We start from the raw sequence: 18,487 nt of genomic DNA on the forward strand, positions 1-18,487 counted from the left end.
GAAAGAAGAAGTGATACCCATGGCCAAGCGCATCGACGTCAGCGGCCTCAACGCCTACTACGGCTCCTTCCTGGCCATCGAGGACATCTCGATGACCGTCGAACCGCGTTCCGTGACGGCCTTCATCGGCCCGTCCGGCTGCGGCAAGTCCACCTTCCTGCGCACCCTCAACCGGATGCACGAGGTGACCCCCGGCGGCCGGGTCGACGGCAAGGTCATGCTCGACGACGAGAACCTGTACGGCGCCGGCATCGACCCGGTGGCCGTGCGGCGCGAGGTCGGCATGGTCTTCCAGCGCCCCAACCCGTTCCCCACGATGTCGGTGTACGACAACGTGGCGGCGGGCCTGCGCCTGAACGGCAAGTACAAGAAGTCCCAGCTGGACGACATCGTCGAGAAGTCCCTCAGGGGCGCCAACCTCTGGAACGAGGTGAAGGACCGCCTGAACAAGCCCGGCTCGGGCCTCTCCGGCGGTCAGCAGCAGCGCCTGTGCATCGCCCGCGCCATCGCGGTCGAGCCGAACGTCCTGCTCATGGACGAGCCGTGCTCCGCCCTCGACCCGATCTCCACCCTCGCCATCGAGGACCTGATCGGCGAGCTGAAGGAGCGCTTCACGATCGTCATCGTGACGCACAACATGCAGCAGGCGGCCCGCGTCTCCGACCGCACCGCGTTCTTCAACCTCGCGGCGGTCGGACAGCCCGGCAAGCTGATCGAGATCGACGACACGGAGCGCATCTTCTCCAACCCGTCGGTCCAGGCCACGGAGGACTACATCTCCGGCCGCTTCGGCTGACCGATCCCCTCGCGGTGCTGCATGGCGGTGCCACCGCGAGGCAAAAGGGCCCGCCCCCGAAAACCGGGGGCGGGCCCTTCCCCGCGCGACTGCGGGCAGTCGTGCCTCCCCCAGTGCCTTGAAGGCCTGGGAGGGTGGGCGCCTACAGGAACGCCAAGTGCACCAGCCCGAACGACAACGCGGCCACGGCCGCCGCCGCAGGCATGGTGATGAACCACCCGAGAACAATGTTCTTGGCAACCCCCCACCGCACGGCGTTGACCCGCTTCGTCGCCCCCACACCCATGATCGCGGACGTGATCACATGCGTCGTGGAGATCGGCGCGTGGAAGAGGAACGCCGACCCGAACATGATCGACGCCCCCGTCGTCTCCGCGGCGAACCCCTGCGGCGGATCCAGCTCGATGATCTTCCGTCCCAGCGTCCGCATGATGCGCCAGCCACCCGCATACGTCCCCGCGGACAGCATCACCGCACAAGCGATCTTCACCCACACCGGAATCGGATCGCCGTAGTCCTCGACATCGGCGATGACCAGCGCCATCACCACGATGCCCATCGTCTTCTGCGCGTCCTGCAGACCGTGCCCCAGCGCCATGCCCGCCGCGGACACCGTCTGCGCGATACGGAATCCGCGCTTGGCCTTGTGCGGATTGGCCCGCCGGAAGATCCACATGATCGCGGTCATCACCAGGTACCCGGCGAGCAGACCGACCACCGGCGACACGAACATCGGGATGACGATCTTGTCGAGCACGCCGTCCCAGTAGACGGTCGTCCCGCCGGCCAGCGCGGCCCCGACCATGCCGCCGAACAACGCGTGCGACGACGACGACGGCAGTCCGAAGTACCAGGTGATCAGGTTCCAGACGATCGCCCCGACCAGCGCGGCGAAGAGGATCCCCATGCCCGTCGAGCCCTCGGGTGTCTGGATCACACCCTCGCTGACGGTCTTGGCGACCCCGGAGCCCATGAACGCGCCGGCGAGGTTCATCACGGCTGCCATCGCCAGCGCCACCCGGGGCGTGAGCGCCCGCGTCGACACGGACGTGGCGATCGCGTTCGCCGAGTCGTGGAAGCCGTTGGTGTACGTGAAGAAGAGCGCGACCCCGATGGTCACGACCAGAGCAAAGGTGTCCATGAAGGGCTCAGGACTCCTTGACCGCGATGGTCTCCACCGTGTTCGCCACGTGCTCGAAGGCGTCGGCCGCCTCCTCCAGTACGTCCACGATCTGCTTGAGCTTCAGCACCTCGATGGCGTCGTACTTGCCGTTGAAGAGGTGGGCCAGCAGCTTGCGGTGGATCTGGTCGGCCTGGTTCTCCAGACGGTTGACCTCGATCCAGTACTCCGTGAGGTTCTCCATGGTGCGCAGATGCGGCATGGCCTCCGCGGTGAGCTCCGCGGCCCGGGCCAGGACCTCGATCTGCTGCTCGACGCCTTTGGGCAGTTCCTCGATGTTGTAGAGGACGACCAGGTCGACGGCCTCCTCCATGAAGTCCATGATGTCGTCGAGGGAGGACGCCAGGGCGTAGATGTCCTCACGGTCGAACGGCGTGATGAACGAGGAGTTCAGCTGGTGGAAGATCGCATGCGTGGCGTCGTCACCTGCGTGTTCGGCGGCCCGCATACGCTCTGCGATCTCGGCCCGGGCGGAGGTGTCCGCCCCGAGCAGTTCCATCAGGAGCTTGGAGCCCGTGACGATGTTGTCCGCGGACGCGGCGAACATGTCGTAGAAGCTCGTCTCCCTGGGGGTCAGACGAAAGCGCACGTGGGGTCCTCGGTCTGCATCGGTGTCGGTCAGGCTGATGCTAGGCGCATCATCCGGCCACGTGTAACGGGCCGCCCCCCAGTGTCGCCCATCGGGCACAGTGATGAGCACGGGGGCGGTCCGAGGTCCGTTTCCGGCCGTGGCGCATGTCATCGGCCAAGGGGCCTATACCCAGCGAAGTTCGGTACCATATACCCACCAGGGGTATATGTCGGCCATCACCACCACAGGAGGACGCGATGACGACCACCGAGACCGGCGCGAACGCGCCCTCCTCCCCGGACATCGTGACCGATCACGACCGGGGCATCCACGGCTACCACAAGCAGAAGCAGGAACACCTCAAACGCCTGCGCCGCATCGAGGGCCAGATCCGCGGGCTGCAGCGCATGGTCGACGAGGACGTCTACTGCATCGACATACTCACCCAGGTGTCCGCCTCCACCAAGGCCCTGCAGTCGTTCGCCCTGCAGCTGCTGGAGGAGCACCTGCGCCACTGTGTCGCGGACGCGGCCGTCAAGGGCGGCGACGAGATCGACGCGAAGGTCAAGGAAGCCACGCAGGCCATCGCCCGCATGCTGCGCACCTGACCGGCGGGCGGTGCGGCACCCGGGTCTCAGTCCCCGGCGGACTCCGCCCGCGCCTCGGCCACGCGCAGCACCTCGTCGATGCTCTCCAGGCTGAGCCGGTCCTCGGCGGCGGAGGCGGCGATGATCAGCTCACCGCACAGCTCGATCTCGGCGAGCGCCACGTGGTCCTGAACCGTCCCGCCCCTGAGCGGAGCCACGCGCCTCACCTCATCTCCGTCGTCACCGACTTCCTAGAGTAGGGAGCGCCCTACGCACCGCGCATGGCACGGAAGGGCTAGTTCACGCCGGTCACTTCCGGCCCTTCCGGGCTGGCCCCGGCCTCATTCCGCGGCGATCCGGCCGGCGTAGATGTCCTCACCCTCGGGCAGCCGTACGTCGGCCGGGACCCCGAAGTCGTACAGCAGCGTCGTCGAGGCGACCGCGACGGGCTCGTCCTGCCGCCCGTTGACGAAACTGAACCGGTGGCGGACCTTGCGGATCCGCCCCTCGTCGTCGAGGTAGACGTCGAACGGCACCCGCGCGGTGGCGAACCCTTTCGCCGCCGCGCCCAGCGGCCCACGGTTGGTGTCCGACGCCGCCCGCGAGGCCTTCTCCAGGTCGGCGGTCCCCCGGTAGTGGCGCACCTTCGTCCCCGCGACCTCGGTCCGCCCGACGAACTCCGCCGAACGCGTCCCGCGCAGCACCTCGGCGGCGGCGAACGGGTCGGTGGCCCCGCCGGTGACGAGGTTCCCGTCGGACAGCGTCCCCGTGTCCACCCGCACCCACTTGTCGGCGGGCACCCCGGCCCCCCGGTTCTTCATGAACAGCGCTCCGGGAGCGAGCAGCTCGGTGATGGGACGGCGGACGGTGTCCCCCGCCGGATCCTGCGGCAGCAGCACCTTGAGCCGTCCGAGCCGCTTGCGGTAGTCGTAGACGCCCTGGCCCCGGATGGTGACCCGGGTGCCGCCGGTGGCCATCTCGAGGGAGGTGCGCGCCTTGGAACTCCCTGCCTTCACCAGAGCCTCGGCGGCTTCCCGCAGCACCTGCACCGGGTCCCCGGCGGGCGCCCCCCGGGTCACGGCATCACTGCGCGCACAGCCGACCGCCCCGAGACCCAGACAGCACACGACGCCGACCCCGGCCACCACGCCCCGCATCCGCCAGTGCTGCTGCCGTCGAGCCATGCCTGCCTACCCCCGCTCCGTCCGACACGGGCCGCCTGTCGTCGGGGTTAACGACCGGTAAGGGGCACCGTCACGCGGACACGCCGGGCGCTACCGTGGTCGGCGTGCCGCAACAGGACGACGAGACGCCACCCGGCCAGCACTCCACCACCACCAGCGAGCAGGGCCCCTTCTGTGTCGCGCGCTGCACGTGCGGCTGGCGTGGGCCGGCCAGAAGAGCCAGAAGCCAGGCACGCACGGACGCCGAGAACCACACGGCCGGGTGACACATCGCGTGCGGTCCCCGGCCGGACGTGGCGCCCTGCTCCGCAGGCCTTGCGAGAGCGGGCCGGTCAGGCGGCCAGGTCCCGCTCGTCCGGGTCGGAGCCGTTCCCCGGGGCCCCGTAGCGCGCACCGGGCGCCACCCGACCCCGCTCGCCGTCCTGGCGCTTTTGGGAGGTGATCAGCCACCCGGCGCGCGGCGACCGCTCGATCGCCCGCATCAGCGGGGTCAGCAGCGCCATGGCGAGCGGCGACAGCAGCAGCGCGACGGCCGTACCGAGCGCGAGCCCGCCCACCACGTCCGTCGGGTAGTGCACGCCCATGTAGACGCGGATGAACCCGCCCAGCACTCCGAGCACCAGGCCGATGATCCCGAGCCGCCGGTTGGCCAGGAACAGTCCCACCGCCAGCGCCATGCAGAGCGTCGCGTGATCGCTGACGAACGAGTAGTCGGTCTTGCCGTGGACGAGAACTTCCAGACCCTCATGGTCGTTGAACGGCCGTGGCCGCTCCACGAACCCCCGGATCGGCACATTGACCAGGACCGCGGCTCCGGCCGCGAGCGGGGCCCACACCAGGGCCGCGACCGTGGGGGCCGCGTCCTCGCCACCTCGCTTCCTGACGCCCCACCAGCACCACATCAGCAGCGCCAACAAGGCGAACAGCAGGCCGAACTCGCCCACGAACTCCATGATCCGGTCGAACCACGGCGGCGCTTCCTTGGCGAGGCCATTGATGTCGTACAGCAGGTCGACGTCGGGGTTCGACCCGGAATCGGCGAGTCCAGCCATGGTGCTGCGGCCCCTTCGTCATCTCTCTCGGCGCACGAGTGCACGCCGCTCCTGCCACCCCCGTGGTGTGCGGATCCGCTTGTCCGCTCGGCTACGACAACAGGAACGCACGGCCCCCGTTGATACGTTCCACGCTCCACCGAATGATCACGCAGACGTTATCGAAGAGAGATGCATCCCCGCAGCTCAGGGGGAGGGTTAACGCTCCGCTCACACCGTCGTGGGCAACGCTTTCGCGCCATCTTCGGTGACACGGGTGGCACCAAAGTAATCAGGAGTGTCGATCGGGTCGAATCGGATCACGGCACCCGGCCGGGGTGCGTCGATCATGTACCCACCGCCGACATAAATACCCACATGCCGGATGGCCCGTGAATTGGTGAGGTCGTCCGAGAAGAACACCAGATCACCCGGGAGCAGTTCGTCCCGCTTCGGATGCGGGCCCGCGTTGTACTGGTCGTTCGCCACACGGGGCAGCGTGATTCCCACGCTTTCGTACGCCGCCTTGGTCAGCCCTGAGCAGTCAAAACGTCCTCCCTGCTCAGCGGTGCCGTTGCCACCCCACAAGTACGGCGTGCCGAGCTTCTTCTGCGCGTACGCGATCGCTCCGGCGGCCTGCTCCGACGGATCCACCCGCCCCACCGGCGCGGCGAAGCTCTGCTCCAGAGCGCGGATGCGCTTGACGTAGTTCTGCGTCTCCTTGTACGGCGGAACGCCCCCGTACTTGATCACCGCATACGCACCCGCGTTGTAGGACGCGAGCATGTTTTCGGTCAGATCCCCGCCGACGTCCTTCACATAGGACGCGAGGGTGCAGTCGTACTTCGCCGCCGACGGGATCGCGTCCTTCGGGTCCCATACGTCACGGTCCCCGTCCCCGTCGCCGTCGATCCCGTGCGTGGCCCAGGTGCCGGGGATGAACTGGGCGATGCCCTGTGCCGCGGCGTGGCTCTGCGCCTTCGGGTTGAAGCCGCTCTCCTGGTAGAGCTGCGCGGCGAGCAGCGCGGGATTGATGGCGGGGCAGAGGTTCCCCCACGTCGAGACGAGCTGCTGGTACGCGGCCGGCACGCTCCCCTTGGCCAGCGCCTTGGCGGCCCCGCCGCCCACCCCGTTGACGAGGTTGCCGGCGACGACGTAGACCCCGACGACGAGCAGCATCACGAAGGCGAGCGCGGAACCGACGGCAAGGGTCGCGGCGACCCACACCTTACGCACCGTCAACCACCCCTCACCGTCCGGCAGTCCACCGCCGCCCGTCAGTGTAGAGGTGACACCCGCTCTCCGGGGGTCCCGAAAGCGCCGGGCTCAGAGGCGCGCCCCCTCGGTCAGAGGAAACCTCACCCCCGTCAGCTCCTCGGAGACGTCCCACAGCCGCCGTGCGGTGTCCGGGTCGCTCGCCGCCCGGGAGCGGCCGACCAGCGTCGGGGCACCGCGCATCTCCGCCGGGCCGGCGGGTCCGACATAGCTCCCGCCGGGAAGGTCCCGGCCCACCGCGTAGAGCGTGGGCAGCGCACCGGCCCGGTCGTCCTGGGCGAACAGCCGGTCGCCGAGGGCGGCGACGAGACCGGTCAGGCGGGTCATGTGTCCGGTGAGGTTGGTCGAGGCGTAGCCGGGGTGGGCGGCGAGGGCGCGGACCGGTGAACCCGCCTCCGTCAGCCGCCGCTGGAGCTCCAGCGTGAACAGCAGGTTCGCCAGTTTGGACTGGGCGTAGGCGCGGCGCGGGGTGTAGCGGCCGGTGAGATCGAGGTCGTCGAACTCGATGGTCGCGCCGCCCCAGCGGTGCGCGTTGGAGGAGACCGTCACGACGCGGTCGACGACGTGCGGCAGCAGGAGGTTCGTCAGGGCGAAGTGCCCCAGGTGATTGGTGCCGAACTGCATCTCGAAGCCGTCGGCGGTGCGCTGCCTCGGCAGCATCATCACGCCCGCGTTGTTGACGAGGACGTGGACCGGTCCGCTCCACCCCGCGGCGAACTCGCGCACCGACGACAGGTCGGCGAGATCCAGGCGGCGCACCTCCGTACTGCCCGGAAGCGCGGCCGCAGCGGCACGCCCCCGCTCGAGGTCGCGGACGGCGAGGACGACATGGGCGCCGGCGCGCGCGAGCGCGTCGGCGGCCGTGCGGCCTATGCCGCTGTTGGCGCCGGTCACGACGACGGTGCGCCCGTCGAGGTCGGGCAGGCGGGACGCGTTCCACGCATGCGTGCTCTTCTCAGCCATGACCCCAATGTAGACGCCGCCAACAATGCTGTCAATGACAACAAAGATGACTCCGTCAACATCGGGTTACGATGAACCACATGTCCGCGAGCCGCCCCTATCACCACGGAGACCTGCGCGCGGCCCTGCTCGCCGGCGCCGAGCGCACCCTGCTGGAGAAGGGGGTGGCAGCCCTCTCCCTGCGCGAGCTGGCCCGCGATGCGGGCGTCAGCCACGCGGCCCCGGGCCGCCACTTCAAGGACAAGCAGGCCCTGCTCAGCGCCCTGGCACTGAGCGGCTACGACCGGCTCGCGCGCGCCCTGGAGGCCGCCGACGACCCCGGCCTCCCCCTCCAGCCCAGGCTCACCGGCCTCGCCCGCGCCTACCTCCGCTTCGCGCTCGACAACCCCGAGCTGCTGGAGCTGATGTACGCCCGCAAGCACGACCCCGAGGCCGCCGACCTCATGGCCACCGCGGTCGACCGCACCGTGGGCCACCTCGGCCGGATCATCGCCGAGGCACAGCGGCACGGCGAGATCATCGAGGCCGACCCGCACCACCTCACCTTCACGGTGGGTGCCGCCCTCCACGGCGCCGCCACCTTCTCGGCCGGCGGCGCACTGGACCGCGAGACCGTCCTGCACGGCGTGGACGACCTGGTCCACCTGCTCCTCCACGGCCTGAAACCCCGCTGAGGCACCCGACCGCACGTCAGAAACGGTACGCGGGAGCCTCGTTGCCCGGCGTGACACGCCGTGATACACAGAGTGACGATACGACTCTTCACCCATCGGTGCGCGCTCCTGCCGGAGTCCGGCGCGCGCCGGTGGCAAGCTATTCGTACGAAACCCGCCAACGGATGACGCCAAGTCGACATACGACGGCGGCAATGTCGGCGACAATGAGGCCTGACCTCTGCACCACCGCAGGGGAAGCGGAACTACCCATACAGGGGCGGTGACTTACATGTTCTTCGCGGCCGACGAGGGAGACATCAACACCATTATCGGCGGGATCGCTCCGGATTGGGGCCCCTTCGGCAGCCTGGGCAACGAGGCCAAGATCATGATCGAGGTGGTCATGGCGGTCGCCATCCTCATCTGCCTGGGCATCGCCATCTGGGGGGCGGCCAAACAGCGCATCGGCGCCACCGCGTTGAGGGACACGTTCAGTGCCGAACAGGGCAAGGGCCTCATCATCGCGGGCCTGACGGGCGTCTTCATCATCGGTTCGCTCGGCACGCTGTTCACCATCGTGTACGGCATGGCCGTATAGGTTCCGCATAGGTTCCGCACCATCGGTCCGACCGGGCACGCCCGGCCCCCTCCATTCCACCCGCCCGTCGTGCCCACCGGCTGAGGTTGCGTTTCCCTGATGTCCAGTCACCACACCGCGCCCGAACGGGAGCCGGCACGGCTACCGTCGTACGTGGAGTACCCGGAGTACGAGGTGTTTCCGCACGACGCTGAGGGGGCGTACGCGGCATGAGTCTCGGAGACGACACGGGCCAGACCCGCACCCGCCTGCCGGAAGGAGGCGGCGACCCGTACGGCGGCGCGCGCAGAGGCGGCCGTTCGTCGTCGCGCAGCCTCGTCACGGTGGTCGGCGTGGTGGTCCTCCTCATCGCCGCGATCGCCTTCGCGAACCGTGGAGGCGACGATTCCGGCCCGGAGGAGAGAGCGGGCGACTCTCCCAAGTCGGCGGCGACGGCCCCTTCGGGGGAGAAGCCGGTGAGCGCGAAGGCCGCGGGCATCCCTTCGGGCTTCGCCCACGACCGCCAGGGGGCGGAGAGCGCGGCGGCGAACTATGCGGTGGCCTTGGGTTCCGCCGAAATGTTCAACAAGACTCGACGCGACGCGATCCTCCAGTCGATCATCATTCCCGCCCGGGTGGCGGACTTCGAGTCGACCCTGGACAAGGCGTACACGCCGAAGTTCAACAAGAACGTGGGCCTGAACGAAGACGGCACCACGCCGAAGGGCCTCACGTTCGTCTCCCGCACAAGCCCGATCGGCACCAAGGTCACCAAGTCATCCACTGACACCGCCACGGTCGAGGTCTGGTGCAGCGGCCTCTTGGGCCTCGCCGGCGAAACCTCCACGAATCCGGTCACCAGCAGCTGGTTCACCATCACCATGCAGCTGGAGTGGGCCAACGACGACTGGAGGATCGTGACCCACTCTCAGAAGGACGGCCCTACACCGGTTCCCGGCGACGAGCGGGCCTCCAGCGCCGACGAGATGGCCAAAGCCGTCCAGGAGTACGGAGGGTTCACGTATGCCCGCTAACCGCCGCCTGCTGGCACTGACGGGTGCCTTTGCGGCCGTACAGACGACAGCCGTTCTGTTCGCCACGCGGGCCGTCGCCGTTCCCACGCCGACGCCGACGCCGACGGACAGCAACGACCCCTGCGACCTGATTCACGGCCCCGCCAAGGACTACTGCGAACGCGGCCAGGAGCGTGAAGGCGGTGGGGGTTCCAGCACGCTCAACGACCCCAGCTCCACCCTCGACCCCCTCGCCTCCCTCGCCCAGGGCTGCGCCGACGCCGCTTCCTGGACCATCGACAAGCTCAGCGACGCCGTGAACGAGACCGCGAACGTCGACTTCACCAACGACACGTTCCTCCAGCAGTACGCCGTCGTCTTCGCCGCGTCGACGATCCTCACCCTCCTCCTCTGGCTGCTCGCGGTCGCCAAGCGCGCGGTGCGAGGCGTCCCCCTCACCACCGCACTCTCCGAGGCGATCGGCTTCCTCTGGCTCACCGTCCTCGCCTCCGCCTTCACGCCCCTGATCCTCTACACCATCGTCTCCGCGACCGACGGCGTCACCGAGGTCCTCGCTAAGGCGACCGGTGACCAGACGGACACGTTCTTCGGCACGTTCTCCGGCGCGCTGGCGAAGGGCGACGACATCGGCGGCGGACCGATCATGCTGATCGTCGTGTCGCTCGTCTCCATCGTCGCCGCCGGTGTCCTCTGGCTCGAGCTCGTCATCCGCGCCGCCCTGCTCTACGTCGGCGCCCTCCTCGGCACCGTCGTCTACGCGGGCCTCGTCGACAAGAACCTGTGGGGCCACGTCCGCCGCTGGGCGGGCATCATGATCGCGGTGATTCTGGTGAAGCCCGTCATCGTGATCGTCCTCGGCCTCGCCGGGGCCCTGTCCGCCGACGACGGACCCGACGCCTTCTCCGCCGTGGTCTCCGGACTGGCGATCATCCTGCTCGCCATCTTCGCCTCCGCGATGATCTACCGCTTCGTCCCCGGCTTCGGCGACGAGATCGCCGGCTCCCGCAACAACCGCATCATGCAGAGCGCCGAAGGCAAGGCCGCCGCCGTCATCAGCTCCCCGGCGACCCTCGTCGCACAGGGCATCAAGACCCACAGCTCCCGCACCGACAACAACGGCGGTAGCGGCCAGTCCTCCGGCCCGCGCCCCTCCAACCCCGCCTCCGGCGGAGTCGCCGCACACAGCTCGCGCCCGTCGAACGGCGGCGGAACTGTCCCCTCCGCCGCCCCCGCGCCCCGCTCGGGCAGCCCGGTGAACACCCCCCACGCCAGCAGCACCCGCAACAGCAGTAGCAACCGCACGGGAGGTGAAGGGCGTTGACGACCGAGTCCCACCTGTCCCATCCGGTCACGCCCCGCCGTACGTATCTGATCGGCCGCGCCCGGCCGAACGCGATCGTCGGCCGCAATCGCGAGACCGGAGAGATCGCGCTGATCGTCCTGGGCGCGTTCCTCGGCATGATGTGCGGGCTTCTCGTCCCCGTCCTGTCCGTGCGGATCGTGCTGCTCGCGGGCCTGCCCATGCTGGCGCTGGCCGCCGTGTACGTGCCCTACCGGGGCCGCACGTTCTACAAGTGGTTCGAGATCAACCGCAGCTACAAACGCACCGTGCGCCGCGGCACCACCTACCGGTCCGGCGCCGTCGAGGCCGGCACCCGCCTGGACGGCCGCGAGGTGGAGATCGGGCCGCCACCGGGCATCGGCAGGATCACCTGGCTCGCCGCCCCCTTCGGCCCGGACGAGATCGCCGTACTGCTGCACGCGGACCGCAAGACCGTCACCGCCGCGATCGAGATCGAAGGGCCGGGCGTCGGCCTGCGCGACTCCGAGGACCAGGAAGCCCTCGTCGACCGCTTCGGCACACTCCTCAAGCACGTCGCCAACGGCGACGGCTTCGTGACCCGCCTTCAGATGCTGGCCCGCACCCTGCCCGCCGACCCCGACGCCCACGCCAAGGACGTCTCCGTACGCGGGGACGACAAGGCCCCGCCGTGGCTCCAGCAGTCGTACGACCAGCTCCAGTCCATGGTGTCCACCAGCAGCGAGCAGCACCGCGCCTACCTCGTCGCCTGCATGCACTTCAACCGGGAGCTCGCCGCCGAGGCCAACACCATGGCCCGCGCGATGCGCAGCCAGGGCGGCGGCAAGGTGGACCGGGACGCGGGGCTCGCCGTCGTGATGGCCCGTGAGCTGACCGACATCTGCTCCCGGCTCCAGGAGGCCGACATCCGCGTACGGCAGCCGCTCGGCCAGAGCAGACTGTCCTCGCTGATCCACTCCATGTACGACCCGGACCACCCGATCGACCACATCCAGGCGATGACCCAGCGCAACGCCTGGCCGGCCGAGCTGGACGCCATGGAGCCCACCTACCTCCAGGCCAAGACCCGCGAGTCCGCCACCCGCGCCCCCTGGTGCCACGCCACGGCCTGGATCAAGGAGTGGCCGATGACCCCCGTCGGCGTCAACTTCCTCGCGCCGCTCCTCGTCCACACCCCGGACGTGATCCGCACGGTCGCCGTCACGATGGACCTCGAACCCACCGAGGTCGCCATCGAGCGCATGCTGACCGAGAAGACCAACGACGAGGCGGAGGCGTCCCGCGCCGCCAAGATGAACCGCACCGTCGACCCGCGCGACATCGCCGCGCACAGCCGCCTCGACCAACGCGGCGAGGACCTCGCCAGCGGCGCCGCGGGCGTCAACCTGGTCGGCTACATCACCGTCTCCTCCCGCACACCCGAGGCCCTGGCCCGCGACAAGCGGACCATACGGGCGTCGGCCGGAAAGTCGTACCTGAAGCTGGAGTGGTGCGACCGCGAGCACCACCGCGCGTTCGTGAACACACTCCCGTTCGCCACCGGCATTCGAAGGTAGGGGCTGAGCCGATATGCGGGATCCGCTGTCCGTCGTCACCGACGCCTTCACGTCCTTCCTGTTCGGGAAGGTCGAGACGACACGGCTGCCGGTGCGCACGTCCACGGGCCAGGCACAGGCGGTCTATCTGCCGACCGCCGCGCCCGGCCTCGGCGACTCCGGCGTCATCATCGGCCGCGAGGTCTACTCCGGCAAGGGCTACATCTACGACCCCTTCCAGCTCTACGGCCAGCAGCTCCCCGCCCCGCACTGGCTGGTCCTCGGCGAGTCGGGCAACGGCAAGTCGGCCCTGGAGAAGACCTACGTCCTGCGCCAGCTGCGCTTCCGCGACCGCCAGGTCGTCGTCCTGGACGCACAGGGCGAGGACGGCGTCGGCGAATGGAACCTCGTCGCGCAGGAGCTGGGAATAACTCCCATCCGCCTCGACCCGATGGCCGCCCTCGACCACGGCATCCGGCTCAACCCCCTCGACCCGTCGATCACCACCACCGGCCAGCTCGCGCTGCTCCGGACGATCATCGAGGTCGCGATGGGCCACGGCCTGGACGAACGCGCCGGCTTCGCCCTCAAGGTCGCGCACGCCTACGTCAACGAGACCATCGTCGAACGCCAGCCGGTCCTCTCGGACATCGTCGAGCGCCTGCGTCATCCCGAACCCGAGTCCGCGGAGGCGATGAACGTCGCCATAGACGACGTACGGGCGTGGGGGCTGGACGTCGCCCTGGTCCTCGACCGGCTCGTCGACGGTGACCTGCGCGGCATGTTCGACGGCCCGACGACGGTCGGCATCGACCTCGACGCACCGCTCATCGTCTTCGACCTGTCCCACATCGACCGCAACTCCATCGCCATGCCCATCCTCATGGCGATCGTCGGCGTCTGGCTGGAACACACCTGGATCCGCCCCGACCGGAAGAAGCGCATCTTCCTGGTCGAGGAGGCCTGGCACATCATCAACAGCCCGTTCGTCGCCCAGCTGTTCCAGCGGCTGCTGAAGTTCGGCCGGCGGCTCGGTCTGTCGTTCGTCGCGGTCGTCCACCACCTGTCCGACGTGGTGGACGGGGCGGCGGCGAAGGAAGCGGCGGCCATCCTGAAAATGGCGTCGACCCGGACCATCTACGCCCAGAAGGCGGACGAGGCGAGGGCGACCGGCCGGGTGCTTGGCCTGCCCAGGTGGGCCGTGGAGATCATCCCGACCCTCACCCCCGGCATCGCGGTCTGGGACGTCAACGGCAACGTCCAAGTGGTCAAACACCTGGTCACGGAGACCGAACGCCCGCTGGTCTTCACCGACCGCGCCATGACCGAATCCTCGGTCGACCTCACCGACGACGCCCTGCGCGCCGCCGAACGGGAGGCGGAGGAACGGGCGGCGGCCTTCGTGGAACAGCACGTCGGCGACTCCGAATCGACGGTGGCGTAAGGGGAAACGCGTGAGACCGGACGATCACCGTGAGCAGGGCCGGACCGGCCAGGGCGGTATCCCCGACGGGCTGCTGATCGGCATTCTCGCCTTTCTGATCGGCCTGACCACCATGGTGTGGACGGCCACGGGCCTCGCGGGCCTCTTCGCCCACGGCCACTGGCCGTCCGGCGTCACCTTCACCCGCACCCCGGTGGCCGTGCGCCACCTCGTCGCCGAACCGCAGGACCTCCCCGCCGCCTGGCCGGACGCGCCGGAGGCCGATCTCTCGGGATACGGCCTCTTCTGGGGCCTGTTCATCGGCCAGCTGATGATCCTGACCGTCCTCATGGTGTTCGTCGTGGGCACGGTGGCCCGCTGGAGAGCGGTACGGGCGAGACGGCGCACGGAACGCGCGACGGGCATCCCCCGGCCGGAACCCGAACGGCACCGTGAGCCGGCACACCACCCCGAACCGGAGCCGCAACCGGCCCCCAAGCAGCTCCACGAGGTACCGACCCCAAGAGAACCCGAACAGAAGGCCTCGGAGCCGCTACCGGCACCCGGGCAGTCACCCGCTCCGCAGGAAGCAACGCCCACCGCCCTGCCCCACGGCGCACCGGCGGACGCGTGGCGCACACCCCGCACCGAAGGCGCAGGACTGCACTACGGCCCCCCGGCCACCCGCCACACCACCGCAACCCAGGCCATACGGGACGCCGCAGGACCGGCGCTGGTCCTCACCTCCAACCCCACCCTCTGGCACGACACCAAGGACGCCCGCGCCAAGCTCGGCCCCACCCACCTCTACGACCCCACCCACCTCTGCGACACCCCCGCGCGCCTCCACTGGTCCCCCACCACCGGCTGCGAGGACAAGCACACGGCCACCGCCCGCGCGGCCGCGCTCCTCGCTCCCGTCCGCCCCTCCTCCCGCCTCGACCAGGCTGTCGCCGACACCGCCGAGACGCTGCTCCGCAGCTACGTCCACGCCGCGGCCGTCGACGGACGCACCATCCGCCACGTCCACCGCTGGGCCCAGGGCATCCAGGTGCACGACGCCGTACGCATCCTCCGTACCAACCCCAAGGCCGCCCCCGGCTCCGCAGGCGAACTCGAAGCGGCCCTCACCGCGCACCCCGACCGCCGCGACATGGCCCAGCAGCTCACGACCCGGGCCCTGTCCGCCCTCTCCACGGTCAACGTCCGCGAGGCCTGCACTCCCAACCGAAATGATGCCCTCGCCTTGGATTCCTTCATCGACGAAGGGGGCACGCTTTATGTCGTGGGTGAATCCATCGAGGACCCCCGCACCAGCCCGGGCGCGATGCCCCTGCTGACGGCGCTCGCCTCACACGTGGTCGAGCACGGCCGGCGCATGGCCGAACGGTCATCCTCCGGTCGGCTCGACCCACCACTCACCCTGGTCCTGGACGACGTGGCCGCCGTGGCCCCGCTCCCCCAGCTCCCGGAGCTCCTCGCCACCGGCACCGACCGGGGCCTGCCCACGCTGGCCCTGCTCCGCTCCCGCGAACAGGGCAGGGCCCGCTGGCCGCACGACGAACTCCCGGTCTGACCCACCGGCCCGACTAGTCCGACACCGGCCGCTCCACGGCCAGCTCCAGTTCCAGATCGTCCGGCTCGTCCCCCAGCGACATGGTCACCCCGGTGTCGACGAAACCCGCCTTGCGGTAGGCACCCAGCGCCCGCGCGTTGTCCGCGTGCACCAGGAGCCGCACGCGCTCCGCCCCGCGCCCCCACGCCCACTCCAGCGCGGTCTCGAACAACGCCTTCGCCAGCCCGCTCCCCCGGTACCGGGGATCCACGTACACACCCACCAGGTGCCCCTGCCGCCGCGCGACGACGGACCCGGTCCAGTCCGTCGAACCGGCCTCCTCGATCAGCACGGCCGCATTGGCGACCCAGCTCCCGTCCGCCGTCTCGGCGATGAACTGCTGGGCCCCGTTCGCCGTGCGCTCCTGCCAATAGGAGTCCGGCCGGGCCACGGCCTCCTCGTAGGTGTCCATGTAGGCGATGTGCGCGACCGGGTCCCGCAGCGCGGTCAGCCGCAGCTCCCGCGAGGCGGCCCACTCCTCGGCACGCACCGGCCTGATCACATAGTCATCGATGGGCATGGCAGTCATGGCCGCCACCGTAGTACCGGGGTACCACCGCCCTCACCCGAAATACCGCCCACGGTCCGACGCCCGCCGCCCCCGCGCGGACGAGCATGCAACCATGCAACCCCTCGTGCTCTCCCCGACGGACGCACCCGCCACCATGGACCGCGTGACGAACGAGCGGGAGTCTCCGACGGGGGCACGGACGACGGAACCCCTCATCCAGTACATGCAACGGCTCAACCAGCGGGTGCGTGCCCTCGACCGGCGCCACCCGCTGCTGTGGGACCTGACCTTCACCGGATTCTGGGTGACCGCCGCCCTCATCGACGTCACCGGCGGCGGCTGGCGCACCGTCACCCACGCCCCGGACACCCCCGACGCGCTCCTCCTCGTCCTGAGCCTCGGCCTGTCCGCCCCGCTCCTCCTGCGCCGCACACACCCGGCGGCGGTCCTGCTCACCATGGCCCCGTTCGCCGTGGTCAACGGCTGGTCCGGCGCCACCCTCCAGGCGGCCCTGCTCCAGCTCGTCGTCCTCTACCACATCACCCTGCGGCTGCCCCTGCGCCACCTGTGGTGGGCGTCGGCCCTGATGCTCGTCCCAGTGGCGGTCTCGGCGGTCCGGTTCGGCGAGGGCGAGTGGAGCCAGCAGATCGGCTCGCACGTGACATCCATCGGCGTGGCCGTCCTCATCGGCATCACCGTCCGCACCCGTCAGAACTACACGGAGGCCCTCGAGGACCGGGCCCGCCGCCTGGAGATCGAACGCGACCAGCAGGCCCGCATCGCCACCGCCGCCGAACGCGCCCGCATCGCCCGCGAGATGCACGACATCATCGGTCACCATCTGTCCGTCATCACAGGTCTGGCCGACGGCGGCAAATACGCGGCCACCAAGTCCCCGGAACGCGCCGCCCAGGCCCTGGACGCCATCGGCACCACCAGCCGCCAGGCCCTCGGTGAACTCCGCCGTCTCCTCGACGTCCTCCGCGACGACGACAGCGCCCTCCCCGCCGCACGAACCCCCCAGCCCGGCCTCACCGACCTGGGCCAGCTCATCGACGGCGTCCGCACCGCGGGCCTGCCCGTCCACAGCACGGTCGAGGGGCGCCCCACCCTCCCCCCGGGCCGACAACTCACCGTCTTCCGAGTCGTCCAGGAAGCCCTCACCAACACCCTCAAGCACGCCGGCCCCGGCACGAGCGCGGAGATCACCATCGTTCACGGCGACAGGGGCGCCGTCACGGTCACCATCACCGACACCGGAAACGGCCGGCCGTCCCCCACACCGTCCGACGGCCGCGGCATCCCCGGAATGCGTGAGCGAACGGCCCTGTACGGCGGCACACTTGAAGCCGGCCCACGCCCGCACCCCGAGCAGGGCTGGCGTGTCCACCTGCATCTTCCGGAGGAAACACCGCAGTGACCACCGTCCTCGTCGCAGACGACCAGCCCCTCCAGCGTTTCGGCTTCCGCATGCTCCTGGAGAGCCAGGACGACATCGCGGTCCTGGGCGAGGCGTCGAACGGCAGCGAAGCGATCCGCATGACGGCGGAGCTCCACCCCGACGTGGTGCTGATGGACATCCGCATGCCCGGCCTGGACGGCATCGAGGCGACCCGCCGCATCGTCGCCGCCGGCGACCGCACCCGCGTCCTCATCCTCACCACGTTCGACCTGGACGAGTACGCCCACGCGGGCCTCCGCGCGGGTGCGTCGGGCTTCCTCATCAAGGACGCCCAGCCGGAGGAACTCCTCTCCGGCATACGCTCCGTGGCATCCGGGGACGCGGTCGTCGCCCCCAGCCTGACCCGCCGCCTCCTCGACGCCTACGCCCAGCATCTGCCGGCCGGCGACAGCACGGGGGACGTGGTCGGCGACGACGCACGTCTGTCCGCCCTGACGGAGCGGGAACGCGAGATCCTCACGGTCATCGGCAAGGGCTGGACGAACACCGAGATCGCCGCCCGCCTCCACCTGGCCGAGTCCACGGTGAAAACTCACGTGGGCCGGATCCTCGCGAAGACAGGTTCGCGGGACCGCATCCAGGCGGTGATCCTGGCTTACGACACAAAGCTGGTGGAGCCGTCCTGAAACGCAGAAAACCCCGCACCGGTAAGGTGCGGGGTTTTCCCAACAATTGTTCGGCGGCGTCCTACTCTCCCACAGGGTCCCCCCTGCAGTACCATCGGCGCTGTAAGGCTTAGCTTCCGGGTTCGGAATGTAACCGGGCG

The 18,487-nt window shown here is 69.7% G+C and carries 19 protein-coding genes and 1 rRNA gene; 11 read left to right on the plus strand and 9 right to left on the minus strand.

Annotation, left to right across the window (positions count from 1 at the left end; genetic code table 11):
- Window positions 1-19 precede the first annotated feature (19 nt).
- Window positions 20-796, plus strand: coding sequence for a phosphate ABC transporter ATP-binding protein PstB (gene pstB, locus ACZ44S_RS10180; RefSeq protein WP_190166564.1), 777 nt, complete (start codon window positions 20-22; stop codon window positions 794-796).
- A 142-nt stretch (window positions 797-938) separates the two neighbouring features.
- On the opposite strand, the gene ACZ44S_RS10185 is transcribed toward pstB, so the two are convergent.
- Complete coding sequence (locus tag ACZ44S_RS10185) at window positions 939-1,937, minus strand: inorganic phosphate transporter (protein WP_190166565.1); 999 nt, start codon at window positions 1,935-1,937, stop codon at window positions 939-941.
- 7 nt (window positions 1,938-1,944) lie between these two features.
- Window positions 1,945-2,565: a DUF47 domain-containing protein gene (locus ACZ44S_RS10190; protein ID WP_190166566.1), complete on the minus strand. Its 621-nt coding sequence runs from the start codon at window positions 2,563-2,565 to the stop codon at window positions 1,945-1,947.
- A 239-nt stretch (window positions 2,566-2,804) separates the two neighbouring features.
- On the opposite strand from ACZ44S_RS10190, the gene ACZ44S_RS10195 reads away from it, so the two are divergent.
- Window positions 2,805-3,155 (plus strand): metal-sensitive transcriptional regulator, encoded by a 351-nt coding sequence (locus tag ACZ44S_RS10195; protein ID WP_190166567.1) that lies wholly within the window; start codon window positions 2,805-2,807, stop codon window positions 3,153-3,155.
- 26 nt (window positions 3,156-3,181) lie between these two features.
- On the opposite strand, the gene ACZ44S_RS10200 is transcribed toward ACZ44S_RS10195, so the two are convergent.
- The 5 genes from ACZ44S_RS10200 to ACZ44S_RS10220 all read right to left on the minus strand — a co-directional run bounded on the left by ACZ44S_RS10200 (window position 3,182) and on the right by ACZ44S_RS10220 (window position 7,587).
- Window positions 3,182-3,361 carry a hypothetical protein gene (locus ACZ44S_RS10200; RefSeq protein WP_190166568.1) on the minus strand — a complete coding sequence of 60 codons (180 nt, stop codon included), beginning with the start codon at window positions 3,359-3,361 and terminating at the stop codon, window positions 3,182-3,184.
- Window positions 3,362-3,475: 114 nt separating this feature from the next.
- Entirely contained in the window at window positions 3,476-4,318 is an 843-nt protein-coding gene (locus tag ACZ44S_RS10205; RefSeq protein WP_466926631.1) for an SCO4651 family lipoprotein, read from the minus strand.
- Between the two features lie 332 nt (window positions 4,319-4,650).
- Window positions 4,651-5,370, minus strand: a complete 720-nt coding sequence (locus ACZ44S_RS10210) for a phosphatase PAP2 family protein (protein WP_466926634.1) — start codon at window positions 5,368-5,370, stop codon at window positions 4,651-4,653.
- 210 nt (window positions 5,371-5,580) lie between these two features.
- Window positions 5,581-6,591 carry an NlpC/P60 family protein gene (locus tag ACZ44S_RS10215; protein ID WP_466926637.1) on the minus strand — a complete coding sequence of 337 codons (1,011 nt, stop codon included), beginning with the start codon at window positions 6,589-6,591 and terminating at the stop codon, window positions 5,581-5,583.
- Window positions 6,592-6,675: 84 nt separating this feature from the next.
- On the minus strand, window positions 6,676-7,587 hold the full coding sequence (locus ACZ44S_RS10220) for an oxidoreductase (protein ID WP_466926639.1): 912 nt from the start codon (window positions 7,585-7,587) through the stop codon (window positions 6,676-6,678).
- Window positions 7,588-7,658: 71 nt separating this feature from the next.
- On the opposite strand from ACZ44S_RS10220, the gene ACZ44S_RS10225 reads away from it, so the two are divergent.
- The 7 genes from ACZ44S_RS10225 (at window position 7,659) to ACZ44S_RS10255 (ending at window position 15,709) form a co-directional block, all read left to right on the plus strand.
- Window positions 7,659-8,261, plus strand: a complete 603-nt coding sequence (locus ACZ44S_RS10225) for a TetR/AcrR family transcriptional regulator (RefSeq protein ID WP_466926642.1) — start codon at window positions 7,659-7,661, stop codon at window positions 8,259-8,261.
- Between the two features lie 271 nt (window positions 8,262-8,532).
- Complete coding sequence (locus ACZ44S_RS10230) at window positions 8,533-8,841, plus strand: hypothetical protein (protein WP_030829533.1); 309 nt, start codon at window positions 8,533-8,535, stop codon at window positions 8,839-8,841.
- A gap of 209 nt (window positions 8,842-9,050) precedes the next feature.
- Window positions 9,051-9,854: a DUF8175 domain-containg protein gene (locus tag ACZ44S_RS10235; RefSeq protein ID WP_466926645.1), complete on the plus strand. Its 804-nt coding sequence runs from the start codon at window positions 9,051-9,053 to the stop codon at window positions 9,852-9,854.
- The gene (locus tag ACZ44S_RS10240; RefSeq protein WP_466926647.1) at window positions 9,844-11,175 is read left to right on the plus strand and encodes a hypothetical protein; all 1,332 of its coding nucleotides are present in this window, start codon (window positions 9,844-9,846) and stop codon (window positions 11,173-11,175) included. The genes ACZ44S_RS10235 and ACZ44S_RS10240 overlap by 11 nt, the downstream gene beginning before the upstream one ends.
- A complete protein-coding gene (locus tag ACZ44S_RS10245) occupies window positions 11,172-12,731 on the plus strand; it encodes an SCO6880 family protein (protein ID WP_466926650.1) in 1,560 nt (519 codons plus the stop codon). Before ACZ44S_RS10240 ends, ACZ44S_RS10245 begins: the two co-directional genes overlap by 4 nt.
- Before the next feature lie 13 nt (window positions 12,732-12,744).
- Window positions 12,745-14,154, plus strand: coding sequence for an ATP-binding protein (locus ACZ44S_RS10250; RefSeq protein ID WP_466926652.1), 1,410 nt, complete (start codon window positions 12,745-12,747; stop codon window positions 14,152-14,154).
- 10 nt (window positions 14,155-14,164) lie between these two features.
- Window positions 14,165-15,709 carry a type VI secretion protein gene (locus ACZ44S_RS10255; protein WP_466926655.1) on the plus strand — a complete coding sequence of 515 codons (1,545 nt, stop codon included), beginning with the start codon at window positions 14,165-14,167 and terminating at the stop codon, window positions 15,707-15,709.
- Window positions 15,710-15,722: 13 nt separating this feature from the next.
- Here the strand turns inward: ACZ44S_RS10255 and ACZ44S_RS10260 are convergent, their stop codons facing one another.
- On the minus strand, window positions 15,723-16,277 hold the full coding sequence (locus ACZ44S_RS10260) for a GNAT family N-acetyltransferase (RefSeq protein WP_466926658.1): 555 nt from the start codon (window positions 16,275-16,277) through the stop codon (window positions 15,723-15,725).
- Between the two features lie 94 nt (window positions 16,278-16,371).
- Between ACZ44S_RS10260 and ACZ44S_RS10265 the strand changes: the two genes are divergently transcribed.
- Both ACZ44S_RS10265 and ACZ44S_RS10270 read left to right on the plus strand, forming a co-directional pair.
- A complete protein-coding gene (locus ACZ44S_RS10265; RefSeq protein ID WP_466926660.1) occupies window positions 16,372-17,679 on the plus strand; it encodes a sensor histidine kinase in 1,308 nt (435 codons plus the stop codon).
- Complete coding sequence (locus ACZ44S_RS10270) at window positions 17,676-18,347, plus strand: response regulator (protein ID WP_466926662.1); 672 nt, start codon at window positions 17,676-17,678, stop codon at window positions 18,345-18,347. The genes ACZ44S_RS10265 and ACZ44S_RS10270 overlap by 4 nt, the downstream gene beginning before the upstream one ends.
- Window positions 18,348-18,395: 48 nt before the next feature.
- Here ACZ44S_RS10270 and rrf read toward each other — a convergent pair.
- A 5S ribosomal RNA gene (rrf, locus tag ACZ44S_RS10275) occupies window positions 18,396-18,487 on the minus strand; the annotation flags it as partial.

The organism is Streptomyces malachitofuscus (assembly GCF_055571035.1).

Bases quoted from the DNA above. Each gene is read 5' to 3' on its own strand.
- pstB (WP_190166564.1), top strand. From the start codon at position 20: ATGGCCAAGCGCATCGACGTCAGCGGCCTCAACGCCTACTACGGCTCC.
- ACZ44S_RS10185 (WP_190166565.1), bottom strand. From the start codon at position 1,937: ATGGACACCTTTGCTCTGGTCGTGACCATCGGGGTCGCGCTCTTCTTC.
- ACZ44S_RS10195 (WP_190166567.1), top strand. From the start codon at position 2,805: ATGACGACCACCGAGACCGGCGCGAACGCGCCCTCCTCCCCGGACATC.
- ACZ44S_RS10205 (WP_466926631.1), bottom strand. From the start codon at position 4,318: ATGGCTCGACGGCAGCAGCACTGGCGGATGCGGGGCGTGGTGGCCGGG.
- ACZ44S_RS10210 (WP_466926634.1), bottom strand. From the start codon at position 5,370: ATGGCTGGACTCGCCGATTCCGGGTCGAACCCCGACGTCGACCTGCTG.
- ACZ44S_RS10220 (WP_466926639.1), bottom strand. From the start codon at position 7,587: ATGGCTGAGAAGAGCACGCATGCGTGGAACGCGTCCCGCCTGCCCGAC.
- ACZ44S_RS10225 (WP_466926642.1), top strand. From the start codon at position 7,659: ATGAACCACATGTCCGCGAGCCGCCCCTATCACCACGGAGACCTGCGC.
- ACZ44S_RS10230 (WP_030829533.1), top strand. From the start codon at position 8,533: ATGTTCTTCGCGGCCGACGAGGGAGACATCAACACCATTATCGGCGGG.
- ACZ44S_RS10235 (WP_466926645.1), top strand. From the start codon at position 9,051: ATGAGTCTCGGAGACGACACGGGCCAGACCCGCACCCGCCTGCCGGAA.
- ACZ44S_RS10240 (WP_466926647.1), top strand. From the start codon at position 9,844: ATGCCCGCTAACCGCCGCCTGCTGGCACTGACGGGTGCCTTTGCGGCC.
- ACZ44S_RS10250 (WP_466926652.1), top strand. From the start codon at position 12,745: ATGCGGGATCCGCTGTCCGTCGTCACCGACGCCTTCACGTCCTTCCTG.
- ACZ44S_RS10260 (WP_466926658.1), bottom strand. From the start codon at position 16,277: ATGACTGCCATGCCCATCGATGACTATGTGATCAGGCCGGTGCGTGCC.
- ACZ44S_RS10265 (WP_466926660.1), top strand. From the start codon at position 16,372: ATGCAACCCCTCGTGCTCTCCCCGACGGACGCACCCGCCACCATGGAC.